This is a genomic window from Flavobacterium sp. MAHUQ-57, assembly GCF_051908335.1.
In the GTDB taxonomy this organism is placed as follows: Bacteria; Bacteroidota; Bacteroidia; order Flavobacteriales; family Flavobacteriaceae; genus Flavobacterium.
On the sequence record NZ_JBPZTE010000007.1, the window covers coordinates 1,355,458 to 1,372,325 of the forward strand.

The window sequence follows — 16,868 nt, forward strand, 5'->3', positions numbered from 1 at the left end:
GTACTATTTTTTTGTTTACAAAGCAAAACTAGAAGTGAGGTATTAGAGTTTTATTAAGCTGAGATTAGAATGTTATTAGAATTGGATATTCGAGATTAAAATGAGATTAGAAAAACTTAGAAAAATGTTAAAAACGGTAATAAATGAAGTTTTAGTTCACTGTTTTAAGTGATGGAAGTGTGATTTGTACAGTTGTGCCTTCGCTCTCAGTTGAGGTGACAAGAATCTTTCCATTATGCATACGGATGATGTTTCGGGTAAGTGGTAATCCGATGCCGTAGCCTTCGTAATTTTTGGTATTAGATGCCCTAAAGAATGGGTCGTAAATGTATTTGATTTCGTTTTCCGGAATACCAATTCCTTTGTCTTTAATAATGATGTAAACGTAATCATCCGAAGCACCAATTGATATCGTCACATGATTATAATCAGAATACTTGCAACCATTGCTGATAATGTTACTGAAAGCCAGATGTAGCAGTTGAGTGTTTCCGTTGACTTTTAGTTTTAACGGATTTTCTGGTAATAGTTCCATGTCAAGATGGATTTTATTCTTACTATTTAAGGTGTCAAGATTTTCTTTTACATCCCAGATCAATTGGTCAATGCGTATTTTTTCGAATTTCTGTACCTTTCCATTGAATCCGGTTTGTGCTAAGAACAACAAAGCCTTTGTTTTATTGTCTAATTTTTCGGCCTCTTGCAGAATAATTTTTAAGGCTTCAACGTATTCTTCCGTAGATCGGGTTTTTGTTAGCACAACATCAGCTTCGCCTATTATGGCGGTCAATGGAGTTCGTAATTCGTGAGAAGCATTGCTAATGAAGTTGTTTTGGGTTTCAAAGGAAGTTTCAATCCGGTCTAGCATATTATTGAATGTGCCGGTTAATTCAGAGAGTTCATCTTTGGCGATGTCTTCACTCAATCGTAAATGCAGGTTTTCGGAACTGATTTCTTTTACTTTTTCCGTTATGGCAGAAATAGGTTTGAAGATGTTTTTTGAGTAATATACGGCGATGTATAATAATAGTAGAAAAGCTGCGCTTATGGCAAAAAGCATGGTTTTAATTAGGTTTTCGGCCTGATTGATTTCGAAATAATTTTCGGCTACTGTTATGACAATGAAATTTCCTTTATTGGACTGAAATTTTATTCCTTTATAGAGGTATTTATTAGTAGCAAAGCGGGCTTCTCCTTCTTCAATTACATCTTTAAAAAACTGTTTATTGATGCCTACTTTTTGAGATTCGGCATCTATGTTGAGTTGGTTGTTTATCGGGATAAAAAAGTCTCTTTCATGAGGGAGTTTGTCTAGATCTTCTTCCTCTGAAAATTCAGTTCCTCGTACTAATTTTTCTTTGGCCACTTTCTTCGCCCTAGCTTCAAGTAATCGAAATAAATAATCTTCAGAATAATTGGAAACAGTGGCATAGATGAATATACTGAACAGGAAAATCACGATCAGGAAAGGAATCAAGAACAGTAAAATAACCCTCGAATTTTTTTTCATATATCAGTTATTGGATGGTTGTAGACGATTTAGTTTTCACGCAAAACATATCCCATGCCTATTACGGTATGGATAATCTTGTCTTCTGCTTTGAGGTCAACTTTTTTTCGGAGGTAGTTGATGTATACATCCACAACATTGGTACCTAAATCGTAATCGACTCCCCAAACGGCTTCTAGTATATCCATCCTTGAAAGTACTTTGTTTTTGTTTTTCAACAAATGGAGTAATAGTTTGTACTCGGTTGAGGTCAATGATATTTCTTCTCCTTCCAGCGTTACCGTTTTTGTATAATCGTTTATTTTTAAATCGTTGAATACGTATAGGTGTTCTGGAGCGAGGCTTTCTTCTTTTTGTGAAATGGTTTGGCCGGAGGAACGTCTTAGTAGTGTTTTAATTCGGGCAACCAACTCTATGAATTTAAATGGTTTTACCAAATAGTCGTCGGCTCCATTTTCTAATCCCAATACAATATTTTCGGAGGTTCCGAGTGCGGTTAAAAACAGTATCGGTACGGCCTGTTTTTTGGTACGTATGGATTTGCAAACTTCCAATCCGTTTATTTCCGGTAACATAATGTCTAAAATAATCAAATCGAAAGTATTGTCCAGTGCCATTTGTAGTCCGGTTTTGCCATCGAATGCAACACTGACTTCAAATCCTTCTTCTGTAAGTCCTTTTTTAATAAAAGAAACAACATGGGCCTCATCTTCAACTAAAAGTATTTTTTTCATGGATTATGGTGCTTCAACAGGAAGGGTTGGTCATAAAATTATTGTAAAAGAGAAGGCAAGTTAAAAAAAATACTCCGAAGTTAATACCTTTGTGAAAAATATATAAATTATGAAATTCAATACGAAAGTTATACATGGTGGACAACATCATGATCCAAGTACTGGGGCGGTAATGCCACCGGTATACCAGACTTCTACTTTTGTGCAGACGAGTCCGGGGAAACCATTAAATCCGGAATATGAATACAGTCGTGCAGCAAATCCTACTCGTACTGCTTTGGAAGATGCGTTAGCTTCGATCGAAAATGGAGCAAGAGGTCTAGCCTTTTCTTCGGGATTGGCAGCTACAGATTGTTTGCTTAGATTGTTTAAAGCTGGTGATGAAATCATTGCAATGGATGATTTGTATGGAGGAACTTACCGTTTGTTTACGCGTTTGTATAAAGACAGTGGGATTAAATTTCACTTTGTAGATATGAATGATTTGGAAGGATTTCAAGCGTTAATTAACGAAAATACGAAGTTAGTTTGGGTGGAAACTCCAACCAATCCTTTGATGAAATTAGCGGATATCGCCGCTATTGCACAGATCACTAAAAAACACAATATTTTATTCGCTGTAGACAATACTTTTGCGACACCATATTTGCAAAAGCCATTGGATTTGGGAGCTGATATTGTAATGCATTCGGCTACCAAATATTTAGGAGGACATAGTGATGTAATTGCTGGTGCGTTAGTTATTAAAGACAAGGCTTTGGGAGATGAATTACACTTTAAACAATTTGCAACCGGAGCAACATTAGGGCCACAGGATTCTTTCTTAGTATTAAGAGGAATCAAAACATTGCATTTGCGTGTACAACGTCATTGTGAAAATGGAGCTAAAGTAGCTGAGTTTTTGGTGAATCATCCTAAAGTGGAAAGAGTATATTATCCTGGATTGGAAAATCATCCGTTTCATGAAATTGCGAAAAAGCAAATGAAAGGTGGTTTTGGAGGTATGGTAACTTTTACTTTTAAATCAGGTGAAAAGCAAGATGCAATTAGCTTCTTGGAGAAAGTAAAAGTATTTACTTTGGCTGAATCGTTAGGTGGCGTGGAGTCATTGGCAAATCACCCGGCTTTAATGACGCATGCTTCTATTCCGGAAGACAAACGAAAAGAAATTGGTATTACTGATGATTTGGTTCGTTTGAGTGTAGGAGTGGAAGATGTGGATGACTTGATTGAAGATTTGAAACAAGCATTGGCATAATAAACAAAAAAACCCGAGTTTGAACTCGGGTTTTTTTTATGTTTTTGTATTTCTATTAATTTAAGTAATAAATGTATCCGAAGTTCAGCCAAACATTCCAGTCGTTGGCTTTGTTCTCAGGATAAAGATCTTCGTTTGGATTTAAACCGTCAACCCAGTTTGAAAAGTAGTATTGAAAACGTAAATCTAAAATTAAATCCGATAAAGGTGTTAGTTTATAACGGCTACCCACACTCGATACAACAGACCATGTGCTTCCTCTTTCGTTGGTAAAACCGTGTGCCTCACCGTCTGAAGGTGTCCAGTATTTAGGGAAGATGTTGGCTTGGTTTAATAATTGACCGTCACCATATGTTGTGCCTACTTCTGGTTTGTAAAAACTGAATTGTGCTCCCAAACTTACAAATGGGCCAAAACTTCCAGTTTGTGAGGTGAAGTCACGAATGCTTAACGGGTAATATTCCAATTGCATACCAATGTTTGTAACAGCTGTACTTCCTGACATTGCTCTTAATTGTTCTGCTCCAACTGATGTTTTATCCGGGTCAACCCAACGGCCAAAATGATTTAATTTGGTTTTGTTGTATGAAATTTCACTTCGTAATTTAAAGTGGTCATTAAAATAGGTTTCAGGGGTGTAACAGTTACAATCGGCTCTATATGAAAAATTCAAATAATGAACTAAACCAACTCCTAAGCCAGTATTCCCTGCATTGGTGTCGAAGTCATGTCTCTCACCGTAGTCGGATTGAAAGGCAACAGGACCAGTAATTACTCCCACTTCATGAGAAAAGCCAAACTGCGCCTGAAGCGAGCTGATTGTTCCTAAAGTTAGAAAAACGATTAAGCTATAAAATTTAGACATGGGTCAACTTTTAAGTCATTATAGGACAAATATATAAAAACATCAATCACATCAAAAAAAAAACAGTAAAAAAACCGCAATATTCTAAGGTTAAGTTTTTGATAAGTGATTTATTAGCCTAAAACCGTTGGTGTTATTTTTAGAAAATGTATATTTGCTCCACTAAACGAAAACGTTTTCATTAACGTAAAAATTAAAATTATTATGTCACATAGTATTGATGCTTTTGTAGAGGCTGTAGCAAAAAACAATCCTAATGAGCCAGAATTCTTACAAGCTGTAAGAGAAGTTGCCGAAACAGTAATTCCTTTCATCGAAAACAATCCGAAATACCAAGGTAAAATGTTACTTGAGCGTATGGTTGAACCAGAAAGAGTAATGATGTTCCGTGTGGCTTGGATTGATGATAAAGGTCAAACACAAGTTAATAAAGGGTATAGAATTCAAATGAACTCAGCAATTGGTCCTTATAAAGGAGGTTTGCGTTTTCACCCTTCAGTAAATTTAAGTATTTTGAAATTCTTAGCTTTTGAGCAAGTATTCAAAAATTCATTAACGACATTGCCAATGGGTGGTGGTAAAGGAGGTTCAAACTTCGACCCTAAAGGTAAATCAGATACTGAAATCATGCGTTTTTGCCAGGCTTTCATGACAGAATTAGCACGTCATATTGGTGCTGATACTGACGTTCCTGCTGGTGATATCGGTGTAGGTGGAAGAGAAGTAGGTTATATGTTCGGTCAATATAAAAAATTACGTAACGAGTTTACAGGAGTTTTAACTGGTAAAGGAATCACTTTCGGAGGTTCATTAATCCGTCCTGAAGCAACTGGTTACGGTGATGTATATTTTGCATACAACATGTTGAAAACTAAAGGAGAAAGCTTCGATGGGAAAACAGTTGTAGTTTCTGGATCTGGAAACGTGGCACAATATGCTGCTGAAAAAGCAAGACAATTAGGAGGAAAAGTAGTTACATTATCTGACTCATCAGGTTATATCTATGATGCAGAAGGTATCGATGAAGAAAAATTAGCGTACGTTATGGAAATCAAAAACGTAAACTATGGTCGTATCTCTGATTACTTAAAAAAATATCCAAACGCTAAATTTGTTGAAGGAAAACGTCCATGGGAAGTGAAATGTGATATCGCATTGCCATGTGCTACTCAAAATGAATTGAACGAAGATGATGCTAAAGCGCTTGTAGCAAACGGATGTATCTGTGTTGCTGAAGGAGCTAACATGCCATCGACTCCAGAAGCAGTTATAGTATTCCAAAATGCTAAAATTTTGTTTGCTCCTGGTAAAGCTTCAAATGCTGGAGGTGTTGCTACATCTGGTCTTGAAATGTCACAAAACTCATTACGTTTAAGCTGGTCTTCTGAAGAAGTTGATGATCGTTTGAAAGTAATTATGAACAACATTCACCAAGCATGTGTGAATTACGGTTCTGACGGTAATGGGTATGTGGATTATGTAAAAGGTGCAAATATTGCTGGTTTCGTTAAAGTTGCCGATGCTATGTTAGCGCAAGGAGTTGTGTAATTTCTACAAGCTATATATCAATAAAAGTCCTGCATTTGCAGGACTTTTTGTTTTCAGTATATTAAAACCTAAATAAAATCGTTTTTATCTATATTTGTGCGATATCTTTTTTTATATGAATAAATTTGTTGTAACAATTGTCGTTTTTGCTTTTTCCTTTGCTGGTTTTTCCCAAAACAATCAGGATTGGAGAGGATTCTTTTCGTATAACTCTATCAAAGATATCACGCAGGGAGGAACTACTGTTATTGCGGCTTCTGAAAATGCTTTTTTTAAGAAAGACATTACAACCAATGTGTTAACTACAACAACAACAGTGGAAGGACTGTCTGGGCAAACCATAACGCAAATTTATCACTCACAGGCTTTTAATAAGACTATCATAGGACACGTAGATGGTTTGATGGTAGTCGTAAACGATCAGGATGGCTCAATACTTAATGTAGTTGATATTGTGAATAAGGTTTCTGTTCCATCAGATAAGAAAAAAATTAATCATTTTACAGAATTCAATGGAAAACTCTACATTTCTACAGATTATGGAATTTCAGTTTTTGATTTACAAAATTCAGAGTTTGGAGATAGCTACTTTATTGGGCCTAACGGGATTAATATCGAAATATTTCAAACCACTATATTTAACAATACAATCTATACTGTAGCAAATGGTTATGGATTACTTACTGCTTCAGTAACCAATCCCAATCTGATTGATTTTAATCAGTGGACAATGGTGGCTGCCGGAAACTGGAAAGGAGTTGAGGCTATTACCAACGGAGTAGCTTTAATAGATACAGGAACAGGATTGTATAATTTAGTGGGTAATAATCCAGTTTATGTAACGAATTTTAACCAAATTCCATTGGATTTTCGGTTTGTTGAAAATAGATTGCTTGTAACCTCGCAAAATTACGTTTACGTTTTAAATGATTTATTATCAAATTTGTTTACAGTGAATAATACTTCCAGTCCATCTGTGAGTTTTACATCAAGCACTTTTAAAGACAATAAATTGTATATAGGGACAAAAGAAAAAGGTGTGATTACCACCACTCAGGCCAATACTACAGTTTTTGAGAATAGTACACCCAACGGACCGTTCAGGAATATGATTTTTGGTGTAGATGCTTATCCCAACGGACTTTGGACCGTTTACGGTGATTATAATGCTGGCTACAACCCATATTCATTAGACTTGCTTCCTGTAAGTAAATTCAATGAAAACGGTGTCTGGGAAGAATTTCCTTATTCAGGATTATTCGGAGCAAAATCCATTGCAAGAAGTATTGTTAATCCGAATAATGATAAAGAAGTGTTTTTTAGTTCGTATTACTCGGGCTTGTTGAAATTTGTGGATAATGTGCCAACAACTATTTATAATACAACCAATAGTAGTCTTGAGACAATTCAAGGTCAGGTGCCGGATGATGTTCGCGTGAATGGTGTTGGTTTTGATAGAAATGGGAACTTATGGATGACAAATTCTTTGGTGTCTAGGAATTTACATGTTTTAAAAACCGATGGTAGTTTCGTGGGTTATACTCTTCCATGTGTTTTAACACCAGCAATAGCAAGTTTAGGAAGATTGGTTGTAGATAAAAATAATACCAAATGGATTTGTACCAATTTCTTTGGGTTGATTGGTTTTAATGAAACACTTGGTAATAAATGTATTAGTATAGGTGAAGGTACTGGAGAAGGGAACTTGCCAACTCGGGATGTGAGAGCTGTAGCCGTGGATAATAGAAATCGTCTTTGGATTGGAACAAGCAAAGGATTACGAGTTTTGTCAAGTGCAGATTCTTTTATTTCTGAAGATGAATTGGAAACAAACTCGATTATTATTCTAGAAGATGGTGTTGCTCAGGAATTACTTTACCAGCAATTTATTACTGATATTGTAGTTGATGGTGCGAATAATAAATGGATTGGAACTGCTGGTAATGGTGTGTTTTTCATTTCGCCAGACGGTCAAAAAACATATAACATTTTTACCAAAGAGAATTCTCCGCTACCTAGTAACATGATTAACGATATCGATATCAATGAAATTACTGGAGAGGTTTTTATCGCAACAGAAGCAGGTATGGTGTCTTACAAAGGAAATGCAACAACAGGGGCGGATGATCTTAAAAATGTTGTAGTTTTTCCAAATCCTGTTCGTCCAAATTTTACCGGTGATGTTTCCATTACAGGATTAATGGATAAATGCAATGTGAAAATTACCGATATCAGTGGTAATTTAGTATATGAAGCAATTGCGCAAGGCGGAACCGTGTTGTGGAATACCAAAGCGTTTGATAAATACAAAGTGGCTTCTGGGGTATATATTGTGCATATTTCTTCGGATGATGGTGTAGAAGTAGAATCCAAAAAAATTATGATTGTTCGCTAATGCTTGTTAAAACAAAAGCGATAGTTATTTCTTCTCTTAAGTATCAGGATAAATCCTTGATTGTAAAGTGTTTTACTTTGTCTAACGGACTCAAATCGTATTTTGTTCCGAATGCTTTTTCAGCTAAAAAATCTTCGCAGAAAATTGCTTATTTTCAACCGCTTACCTTGCTGGAAGTTGAAGCGAATCACAAAAATAAAGGAACACTCGAACATTTTAAGGAAATCCGATTGGCTACCGCATATCAAAGCCTAAATCTGGATATAGTGAAAAGTACAATTGTTATTTTCTTGTCGGAAATATTGCATCACAGTATTCGGGAAGAAGAAAAAAATGAACGCCTTTTTGAGTTTTTGGAGACGGCTCTAATTTGGTTGGATACACACGACGATGTTGCTAATTTTCATTTGATACTATTACTTGAGATTACCAAATTTTTGGGATTTTATCCAGATGTGTCTGATTTTGATCTCCCTTATTTCGAAATGAATGAAGGTGTTTTTGCCGATTTAAACGCATTAGGCTGCCTCTCGGAACAAGAAACATTGCTCTTCAAAAAATTAATCGAACTCAAATTCGACAGTGACCAGAGAATCTTTACGGGTAACGATAGGCAACACTTGCTTAAAATCCTTTTGGATTACTATACTTTTCACCTTGATGGTTTTAAAAAACCAAAATCGCTTGAAGTTTTGAAAGAAGTTTTTGCATAAGCATCGGTCTACTTAAAGAAAGTGTAGTATTTTTGCGCAAATTTAAATTTTCAAATGAAAAAAATCACACTATTTATGTTGTTAATGGTGCAAAATTTTCTTTTTGCACAAACCCAAGATTTGGTTGGACTTGCAAAAGGGGATTATCTTGGTTTTAATGCTGTATTTGATCAGAATGACGTACTTTTTGGCTATGTGGCACTATACGGATATGGTAAATCTGGCGAAAAAACAAAAAAATTCGAATATGTACTTCTTGATAAAAACTTGAACCCGGTAGCGAATAAAGAATTTGAAGGAGATATCACCGCGGCCGATTATAGTGCATATATGGATTTTAAAGGCAATATTGTTCTACGACCAAGTCGTATCGACTACTATGCTACTAAAGCTAAAGATATGTTCTCACCTGCTTCAATGGTAGTTAATCTTAAAGAAAATACGGTAGAGAAAAAGAAGTATTACGACTATGAAAACAATGCTATCAAGGAGAGTGTTGAGTTTAAGAACTGGAACGAATTACGTAAAAACAATAAAGTAGAGAAAAAAGAAAAGGGCTACAACTACTTTTCGTATGTGTATGAGGTGAAAGAAGGCGGTTTTATTGTGCTCGAGTTTAATGATTACGGAAGCTATATCAACAATAATAGCTTAATTAGGTTTGATGACGAAAAAAAGGAACTTTGGAAATATTCCTATAATACAAGTGGAAATAAAAAGAACAAAGAAGTATTGAGGATAATTGAAAAGGATGAAAATTATATCTACGGAATTCTAAATAATGATAATGATGGTGTGAAAACTTTTCACTTGTTGGTAATCGATATGAAAACCGGAAAGGAAGTTGTGAAAACGCCTATCGATAAATTCAGTGCCAAAACTATCGAAAACATCACTTTCCTTTACGGTGATCGTCATGAAATTTCAAATCAAAAGACTTTCGATGATAAAATTGTATTGGTAGGGAAATTTTTTGCAACCAAAGACGAAGAACTGGGTTTTGCAAGATTATTAATCGATAAAAAAACGTTCCAGTTGGATCAACAGGCTTTTTTATACAACGAATTGAAAGAATTCATTCCGACAATCGACCGTTTGGGATATATGGAAAAAGGATACAAACTCTCGGCAAGAGATTTGTTTTTCCTTAAAGATGGTAGTGTAGGAGTATTGACTGAAAAATTTAGAGAATACGATGGATGGTCTGCGCCCAAATCAGAAGATATGGTGTATGTATACACTGACAGTGCATTTAAAATAAAAGGAATTAAAGTGTTCGATAAAGAGAAATCAAAATGGATTACTTCAGATTATTTATTTTCACAATATGTCAATAGTGGCGATGATGTGGTGTTCTTCTATAGAGATTATGAAAAAGACGAAACAGCTAAGGAGAAAGTGTGGGATTGGAATTTATATATCAACACATTGATCAAAGGAGAGTTCAAACAAGAAAAAATAAAGATTTCATCGAAGGAAAACTGGATTGTACCGTATGTGGCTAAAGAGGGCTATATTCTTTTTCAGGAATTGAATAAAAAGGAAAAATACAACAAAATTCGCCTGGAACGATTGAATTATTAATGAATAAAAAAGCAGGGCATTCTTTAAGAATGCCCTGCTTTTTTAGTTGAATTTTATACTTTTTACTGTTAATTGTATCTAGGAGTTTTTGCTGTAATAATCAGCAATTTTCTTTATCTCTTCCAAATTTAAATTCCACATAAATCCTAAAAAAGTCTGGTAGCTTTTACTTTGTTTTTTGGGCTCGATACGATCCAGATAATGATTGAGTTTGTAGTTTTTTCTTCCTTCGTAGATTTTCTCAAAGCATTTTCCTAGCCAAAGTTTGTAATGCAAATTGTCTTTTTCTTCTTGTAATGATTGTAGGCACAAATAAATGCCTTCTCCGAATTTTTCTTCATAAAATAAATTGGGAAGCATTTCCATTCGTGCTATATCTTGCATCTTTTTGAAACCAGCATCCGCTTCTTCGGCTTTTTCATCCGAATCAAGTTCTTTAAATTGCTTTTTTAGGAAGGCTATTCTTTCGACAATTTCAGGATGGGTTGAAACAGAGTCTTTGTTTATTTTTTCCTTGTAATGATCGTAATTGTAGGCTGAAAAATCTTCGCCTTGAAACCATTTTTCTTTAAAATCTTGTTCAGGTATGCTAAAGAACTTTTTGTAAGTAGCAATGTTTACTTCCTTTGAAGAAATGGTATCGTATTTTTCTAAGTTTTTCAACGCATTCGTAAAATCGGCTTTTTTGAAAGTGCTTTTACGATATAAAATATATCCTAATGAGTCAGATTCAGTCTCAAATTTTCTACTGATTTCACCCTTGGCATAAATCTGCTTTTTGAAAACATCAAATGCTTTTATGGTGCGATTATACTTCACTTCGTTTAATAAGCTGACTTCGGTTTTGTTTTTCTCATTGGTGATGATGTTATCCAGTTGCTTTTTCAAACTATGCTCTAGTATTTTGTGTCCAAGCTCATGCGCTATTACAGAAGCAATTTGATCTCTGTTGTCCATCCAATTGAATAAACCCATATTGATTACAAAGGTGCCGTCTGGTAAACAATAAGCATTAGGGATGTTGGTTTTACCGATGAGTACTTTTAGATCATTTGGAATTTCAGTGTTTTTTTGTCTTAATTCGGTAATAATATCTTGAACGTATTGTTCGAATTCCGACTTGAACGTGTAGTTTTTGTCTTCTATTTCTTTAATAAAAAATTCTTGGAAGCGTGTGTGTGACTTCGCAAGTTCTTTTCCTCTTTTTCCAGGAAAACGTTCCTTAATTTTCTTTACATGGTTGTCGTTTTTGGTTTTAAATTCTTTTACAAATGCCTTTCTTTCTGCATAATCTGCAGTGTCAATAGCTTTGTGATTTTGCGCATTAAGTAGAGTTAATTGTAATAATGCAAAAAGATAAAACAGTTGTTTTTTCATGCGATGGGGACTTGTATGTGAGTGCAAAAGTAATTTTTTCGCAACAATTCACATAATATTAGTAAAAAGGCTTGCTTTTTAACCATTTTTTGGCTTTGTAATTTTGTCTATTGCCTTACAAATCATTACTTTCGCAGATTGATTTTAGAATACGACAAAATGAACACGAAATTTACTGAATACAAAGGACTTGACTTGCCTACAGTGGCATCGGAAGTACTTGATTTCTGGAAAAAAAACAATGTTTTTGAACAATCTGTAACTTCACGTGAAGGTGCTACTCCGTATGTGTTTTTTGAAGGTCCGCCTTCAGCGAATGGTTTGCCAGGAATTCACCACGTGATGGCCCGAGCGATTAAAGATATTTTTTGTCGTTACAAAACTCAAAAAGGATTTCAAGTAAAACGTAAAGCGGGATGGGATACCCATGGATTACCCGTGGAATTAGGTACTGAAAAAGAATTAGGAATCACTAAGGAGGATATCGGTAAAACGATTTCTGTTACCGAATACAATGAAGCGTGTAAGCGTACAGTAATGCGTTATACAGATGTTTGGAATGACCTTACAGAAAAAATGGGCTACTGGGTAGATATGGAAGATCCGTATGTAACCTATAAGTCAAAATACATGGAGTCGGTTTGGTGGTTGCTAAAACAGATTTATACTAAAGATTTATTATACAAAGGGTATACGATTCAACCGTATTCTCCGAAAGCAGGAACAGGATTGTCTTCGCATGAGGTGAATCAACCGGGTTCTTATCGCGATGTGACCGATACAACCATCGTGGCACAGTTCAAAGCAATCGAAAATTCATTGCCTGATTTCTTGAAAGGCTTCGGGACGATTCATTTGATGGCTTGGACTACTACTCCTTGGACATTGCCGAGTAATACTGCATTAACAGTTGGTCCTAAGATTGATTATGCTTTGGTGAAAACCTTCAATCAGTATACTTTCGAGCCAATTAATGTTGTTTTGGCCGAAAACCTAATCGGAAAACAGTTCGGAAGTAAGTACTTCTTAGCGGAATCGGAAGAAGATTTTGCTAATTATAAATCCGAAGACAAGAAAATACCGTATATGGTTTTACATGTTAGTAAAGGTGCCGATTTAGTAGGTATCCGTTACGAACAGTTGTTGCCGTACACGTTACCATACCAAAATCCTGAGAATGCGTTTCGCGTAATTTCAGGTGATTTCGTTACCACCGAAGACGGAACAGGTATCGTTCATACTGCGCCTACGTTTGGTGCCGATGATGCTAAAGTGGCCAAGGAGGCTACTCCGGAAGTGCCACCAATGTTGGTATTGGACGAAAATGGTAATCCTGTGCCTCTGGTAGATTTGCAAGGTCGTTTTGTAATCCAAATGGGCGATATGGCTGGTAAATACGTTAAGAACGAATACTTTAATGAAGGTGAAGCACCGGAGAAATCAGTAGACGTTGAAATCGCGATCCGCCTTAAGGAAGAAAATAAAGCCTTCAAGGTAGAAAAGTATGTACACAGTTACCCACACTGCTGGAGAACAGATAAACCTATCTTGTACTATCCGCTAGACTCTTGGTTTATCAAAGTTACGGAAGTAAAAGACCGTATGTTCGACTTGAATGAAACCATCAACTGGAAGCCGAAAGCAACCGGTGAAGGACGTTTCGGTAACTGGCTGAAGAATGCAAACGACTGGAATCTTTCCCGCTCACGTTACTGGGGTATCCCATTGCCTTTGTGGAGAAACGAGGAAGGTACAGAAACGGTTTGTATCGGTTCGGTAGAGGAATTGTACAATGAAATCGAAAAGGCTATCGCTGCCGGTTTCATGACAGAGAATCCATATAAAGGATTTGTAATTGGAAATATGGAGGAAACCAACTATGATTTGGTGGACTTGCATAAAAATATAGTGGATAATATCGTATTGGTATCACCTTCGGGCAAACCAATGAAGCGTGAAACGGATCTGATCGACGTTTGGTTCGATTCGGGTGCAATGCCTTACGCTCAATGGCATTATCCTTTCGAAAACAAAGAATTAATCGATGGGCATCAATCCTTCCCTGCTGATTTTATTGCAGAAGGGGTAGATCAAACCCGCGGATGGTTCTATACCTTACACGCAATCGGAACACTCGTTTTTGATCAAGTGGCGTATAAAAATGTTGTTTCTAACGGACTGGTATTGGATAAAAACGGACAAAAAATGTCGAAACGTTTAGGAAATGCTGTTGATCCTTTCGAAACATTAAAAGAATACGGTCCCGATGCAACGCGCTGGTATATGATTGCGAACGCGAACCCTTGGGATAACCTGAAGTTTGATATTGAAGGAGTAGCTGAAGTACGACGTAAATTCTTCGGTACTTTGTATAATACCTATTCGTTCTTTGCGTTATATGCCAACATTGATGGCTTCAAATACAACGAAGCGGAAGTTCCATTAGCAGAAAGACCGGAAATCGACCGTTGGATCTTGTCTGAATTGCATACATTAATTCAATTGGTAGATGAAGCCTATGCAGAATATGAACCAACAAAAGCGGCTCGTGCTATTTCTGATTTTGTTCAGGAAAATTTGAGTAACTGGTACGTTCGCTTATGTAGAAGAAGATTCTGGAAAGGGGAATACGGAACTGATAAAATTGCAGCCTACCAAACGTTGTATACGTGCTTGATGACGGTTGCGAAATTGTCTGCGCCGATTGCGCCATTCTTTATGGATCGCTTGTATAAAGACTTGAATGCAGCTACAGAGGCCGAAAAATATAGCAGTGTGCATCTAGCGGAATTCCCAAAATTTGTTGAAAATTTTGTTGATAAATCGCTGGAAAGCAAAATGTTGAAGGCGCAAACGGTTTCTTCATTGGTTTTGTCACTTCGTAAAAAGGAGATGATCAAAGTACGTCAACCGTTGCAAAAGGTAATGATTCCAGTACTTGACGAAGTTCAACGTGCTGAAATCGAGGCGGTTTCTGACTTGATAAAAGCGGAAGTAAACGTCAAAGAAGTACAGCTTCTGGATGATGCTTCAGGGGTATTAGTGAAACAAATTAAGCCGAATTTTAAAGCTTTAGGGCCGAAGTTCGGAAAGGATATGGGTCTGATTTCCAAAGAAATACAGGGATTTTCTCAGGAACAAATCGCTGAAATAGAGCGAAAAGGTGAGATTTCTATTGTTATTTCAGGAAATAGTGTTAATTTAACAACTCAAGATGTGGAAATTTCTTCACAAGATATTGAGGGTTGGTTGGTAGCTAATTCAAACGGTATAACAGTAGCATTGGACATAACGATTTCCGATGAATTGAGAAAAGAAGGTATCGCTAGGGAATTAGTCAACCGAATCCAAAATATACGTAAAGATTCTGGTTTTGAAGTAACGGATAAGATTAAAGTAGCCATGTTGAAACAAGGGGAAATTCAACAAGCTGTTGAAGCGAACTTGGACTACATCAAATCGGAAACCTTAACAGAAGAACTAGCTTTCACAGAAAGTATCGAAAATGGTACGGAAATTGAGTTTGATGAACTAAGAACTAAAATATTAATTTCAAAGTAAGGAATTATGGTAGAAGAACAAATAAGATATTCGGATGCTGATTTAGCAGAATTCAAAGAATTGATTCAAAAGAAGCTGGAAAAAGCTAAAAATGATTTGGACCTAATCAAAAGTGCTTACCTTAATGATTTAAATAACGGGACAGATGATACTTCCCCAACATTTAAAGCATTTGAAGAAGGGAGTGAGACTATGTCGAAAGAGGCCAATTCACAATTAGCTATCCGTCAGGAAAAATTCATTCGCGATTTGAAAAATGCATTGATCCGCATAGAGAATAAAACGTACGGAATTTGTAAAGTAACAGGAAAACTTATCAATAAAGAAAGATTGAAGTTGGTACCGCATGCTACCATGAGTATCGAAGCAAAGAACTTGCAACGTTAATCTTTTTCTAAAAATTACTGAACGCTCCTTTTTGGGGCGTTTTTTATTTTAATTATACTATTTTTGTGTCTCAAACATAAAATAATGAATTTAAAGAAAGCCTATCTCATCGTTTTTATCGTTTTAGTAATTGACCAAATCACAAAGATTTATGTAAAAACACACTTTGTCTATGGTGAAGCAGGACAAGTTCATGTCACTGATTGGTTTAAAATTTTCTTTGTTGAAAATGAAGGGATGGCCTGGGGTGCCGAAATTCCGGGCGCCTACGGTAAAATTGCGTTAACTCTGTTTCGAATTGCAGCTGTTGGTGGAATTGGATATTGGTTATGGCTTTCAGTGAAAGAGAAGGCATCCAATTTGCTCATATTTGCTATTTCTTTGATTTTAGCTGGAGCCTTCGGTAATATTTTGGATTCAGTTTTCTATGGTAGAATTTTTAATGAAAGTTATATGGAACCTGCCGTTTTATTCTCCGATGAACCTTACGCACCTTGGTTTTATGGTAAAGTAGTGGATATGTTCTATTTTCCTATCATTAAAGATTTTCCTATGCCGGAATGGGTTCCGTTTTTGGGAGGAAAAAACTTTACCTTCTTTAATGCTATATTTAATATCGCCGATGTAGCCATTTCTACAGGTGTGGGATTATTAATCGTATTCAATAAAAAAGCGTTTGCCAAAAAGGAAACAATATAAAGAGCAATAAAAAAGACCTCATTTGAGGTCTTTTTTATTATTTATTGTGTCTTGGAGCATGACGTCTGGCACTCTTGTCACCGGAAATTTTCTTTGCTTTTCCTGGAGGTAACCTTTTTACTTTTACTGTTTTGCGATTGTGATGGTGATGTACGGTACAGCTGGTAAAACCAGTAGCACAAACCATAACAAGCAAAATCATAGCGACTTTCGATTTTAAATTTGCTAACATAATGT

At 36.0% G+C, this 16,868-nt stretch carries 13 protein-coding genes; 8 read left to right on the forward strand and 5 right to left on the reverse strand.

Features of this window, described 5'->3' with window-relative positions; genetic code table 11:
• Positions 1–151: 151 nt before the first annotated feature.
• Both ACS8MM_RS14120 and ACS8MM_RS14125 read right to left on the reverse strand, forming a co-directional pair.
• Positions 152–1,510 (reverse strand): HAMP domain-containing sensor histidine kinase, encoded by a 1,359-nt coding sequence (locus ACS8MM_RS14120; protein WP_379718042.1) that lies wholly within the window; start codon positions 1,508–1,510, stop codon positions 152–154.
• Positions 1,511–1,539: 29 nt separating this feature from the next.
• Positions 1,540–2,244 carry a response regulator transcription factor gene (locus tag ACS8MM_RS14125; protein ID WP_379718044.1) on the reverse strand — a complete coding sequence of 235 codons (705 nt, stop codon included), beginning with the start codon at positions 2,242–2,244 and terminating at the stop codon, positions 1,540–1,542.
• 109 nt (positions 2,245–2,353) lie between these two features.
• Between ACS8MM_RS14125 and ACS8MM_RS14130 the strand changes: the two genes are divergently transcribed.
• Positions 2,354–3,502 (forward strand): cystathionine gamma-synthase, encoded by a 1,149-nt coding sequence (locus tag ACS8MM_RS14130; protein WP_379718046.1) that lies wholly within the window; start codon positions 2,354–2,356, stop codon positions 3,500–3,502.
• Positions 3,503–3,557: 55 nt separating this feature from the next.
• Here ACS8MM_RS14130 and ACS8MM_RS14135 read toward each other — a convergent pair whose 3' ends face one another.
• Positions 3,558–4,367 (reverse strand): THC0290_0291 family protein, encoded by an 810-nt coding sequence (locus tag ACS8MM_RS14135; protein ID WP_379718048.1) that lies wholly within the window; start codon positions 4,365–4,367, stop codon positions 3,558–3,560.
• A 204-nt stretch (positions 4,368–4,571) separates the two neighbouring features.
• Here ACS8MM_RS14135 and gdhA point away from each other — a divergent pair, with 204 nt between their 5' ends.
• The 4 genes from gdhA (at position 4,572) to ACS8MM_RS14155 (ending at position 10,607) form a co-directional block, all read left to right on the forward strand.
• Complete coding sequence (gdhA, locus tag ACS8MM_RS14140) at positions 4,572–5,915, forward strand: NADP-specific glutamate dehydrogenase (protein ID WP_379718050.1); 1,344 nt, start codon at positions 4,572–4,574, stop codon at positions 5,913–5,915.
• Between the two features lie 115 nt (positions 5,916–6,030).
• A complete protein-coding gene (gene porZ, locus ACS8MM_RS14145) occupies positions 6,031–8,310 on the forward strand; it encodes a type IX secretion system anionic LPS delivery protein PorZ (protein ID WP_379718052.1) in 2,280 nt (759 codons plus the stop codon).
• Complete coding sequence (recO, locus tag ACS8MM_RS14150; protein ID WP_379718054.1) at positions 8,310–9,023, forward strand: DNA repair protein RecO; 714 nt, start codon at positions 8,310–8,312, stop codon at positions 9,021–9,023. Before porZ ends, recO begins: the two co-directional genes overlap by 1 nt.
• A gap of 54 nt (positions 9,024–9,077) precedes the next feature.
• Complete coding sequence (locus ACS8MM_RS14155) at positions 9,078–10,607, forward strand: hypothetical protein (protein WP_379718056.1); 1,530 nt, start codon at positions 9,078–9,080, stop codon at positions 10,605–10,607.
• A gap of 78 nt (positions 10,608–10,685) precedes the next feature.
• Here ACS8MM_RS14155 and ACS8MM_RS14160 read toward each other — a convergent pair whose 3' ends face one another.
• The gene (locus tag ACS8MM_RS14160; protein ID WP_379718058.1) at positions 10,686–11,984 is read right to left on the reverse strand and encodes a M48 family metalloprotease; all 1,299 of its coding nucleotides are present in this window, start codon (positions 11,982–11,984) and stop codon (positions 10,686–10,688) included.
• A gap of 159 nt (positions 11,985–12,143) precedes the next feature.
• Between ACS8MM_RS14160 and ileS the strand changes: the two genes are divergently transcribed.
• From ileS to ACS8MM_RS14175, 3 genes are all read left to right on the forward strand, one after another.
• Complete coding sequence (gene ileS / locus ACS8MM_RS14165) at positions 12,144–15,545, forward strand: isoleucine--tRNA ligase (protein ID WP_379718060.1); 3,402 nt, start codon at positions 12,144–12,146, stop codon at positions 15,543–15,545.
• A gap of 6 nt (positions 15,546–15,551) precedes the next feature.
• Entirely contained in the window at positions 15,552–15,932 is a 381-nt protein-coding gene (locus ACS8MM_RS14170) for a TraR/DksA family transcriptional regulator (RefSeq protein WP_264544176.1), read from the forward strand.
• Positions 15,933–16,016: 84 nt separating this feature from the next.
• Positions 16,017–16,631, forward strand: coding sequence for a lipoprotein signal peptidase (locus ACS8MM_RS14175; RefSeq protein ID WP_379718063.1), 615 nt, complete (start codon positions 16,017–16,019; stop codon positions 16,629–16,631).
• 37 nt (positions 16,632–16,668) lie between these two features.
• On the opposite strand, the gene ACS8MM_RS14180 is transcribed toward ACS8MM_RS14175, so the two are convergent.
• On the reverse strand, positions 16,669–16,863 hold the full coding sequence (locus ACS8MM_RS14180; RefSeq protein ID WP_379718065.1) for a hypothetical protein: 195 nt from the start codon (positions 16,861–16,863) through the stop codon (positions 16,669–16,671).
• Between the last annotated feature and the right edge of the window lie 5 nt (positions 16,864–16,868).

Coding starts and splice junctions, on each gene's coding strand:
- ACS8MM_RS14120 (WP_379718042.1), bottom strand. CDS start 1,510: ATGAAAAAAAATTCGAGGGTTATTTTACTGTTCTTGATTCCTTTCCTG.
- ACS8MM_RS14125 (WP_379718044.1), bottom strand. CDS start 2,244: ATGAAAAAAATACTTTTAGTTGAAGATGAGGCCCATGTTGTTTCTTTT.
- ACS8MM_RS14130 (WP_379718046.1), top strand. CDS start 2,354: ATGAAATTCAATACGAAAGTTATACATGGTGGACAACATCATGATCCA.
- ACS8MM_RS14135 (WP_379718048.1), bottom strand. CDS start 4,367: ATGTCTAAATTTTATAGCTTAATCGTTTTTCTAACTTTAGGAACAATC.
- gdhA (WP_379718050.1), top strand. CDS start 4,572: ATGTCACATAGTATTGATGCTTTTGTAGAGGCTGTAGCAAAAAACAAT.
- porZ (WP_379718052.1), top strand. CDS start 6,031: ATGAATAAATTTGTTGTAACAATTGTCGTTTTTGCTTTTTCCTTTGCT.
- recO (WP_379718054.1), top strand. CDS start 8,310: ATGCTTGTTAAAACAAAAGCGATAGTTATTTCTTCTCTTAAGTATCAG.
- ACS8MM_RS14155 (WP_379718056.1), top strand. CDS start 9,078: ATGAAAAAAATCACACTATTTATGTTGTTAATGGTGCAAAATTTTCTT.
- ACS8MM_RS14160 (WP_379718058.1), bottom strand. CDS start 11,984: ATGAAAAAACAACTGTTTTATCTTTTTGCATTATTACAATTAACTCTA.
- ileS (WP_379718060.1), top strand. CDS start 12,144: ATGAACACGAAATTTACTGAATACAAAGGACTTGACTTGCCTACAGTG.
- ACS8MM_RS14170 (WP_264544176.1), top strand. CDS start 15,552: ATGGTAGAAGAACAAATAAGATATTCGGATGCTGATTTAGCAGAATTC.
- ACS8MM_RS14175 (WP_379718063.1), top strand. CDS start 16,017: ATGAATTTAAAGAAAGCCTATCTCATCGTTTTTATCGTTTTAGTAATT.
- ACS8MM_RS14180 (WP_379718065.1), bottom strand. CDS start 16,863: ATGTTAGCAAATTTAAAATCGAAAGTCGCTATGATTTTGCTTGTTATG.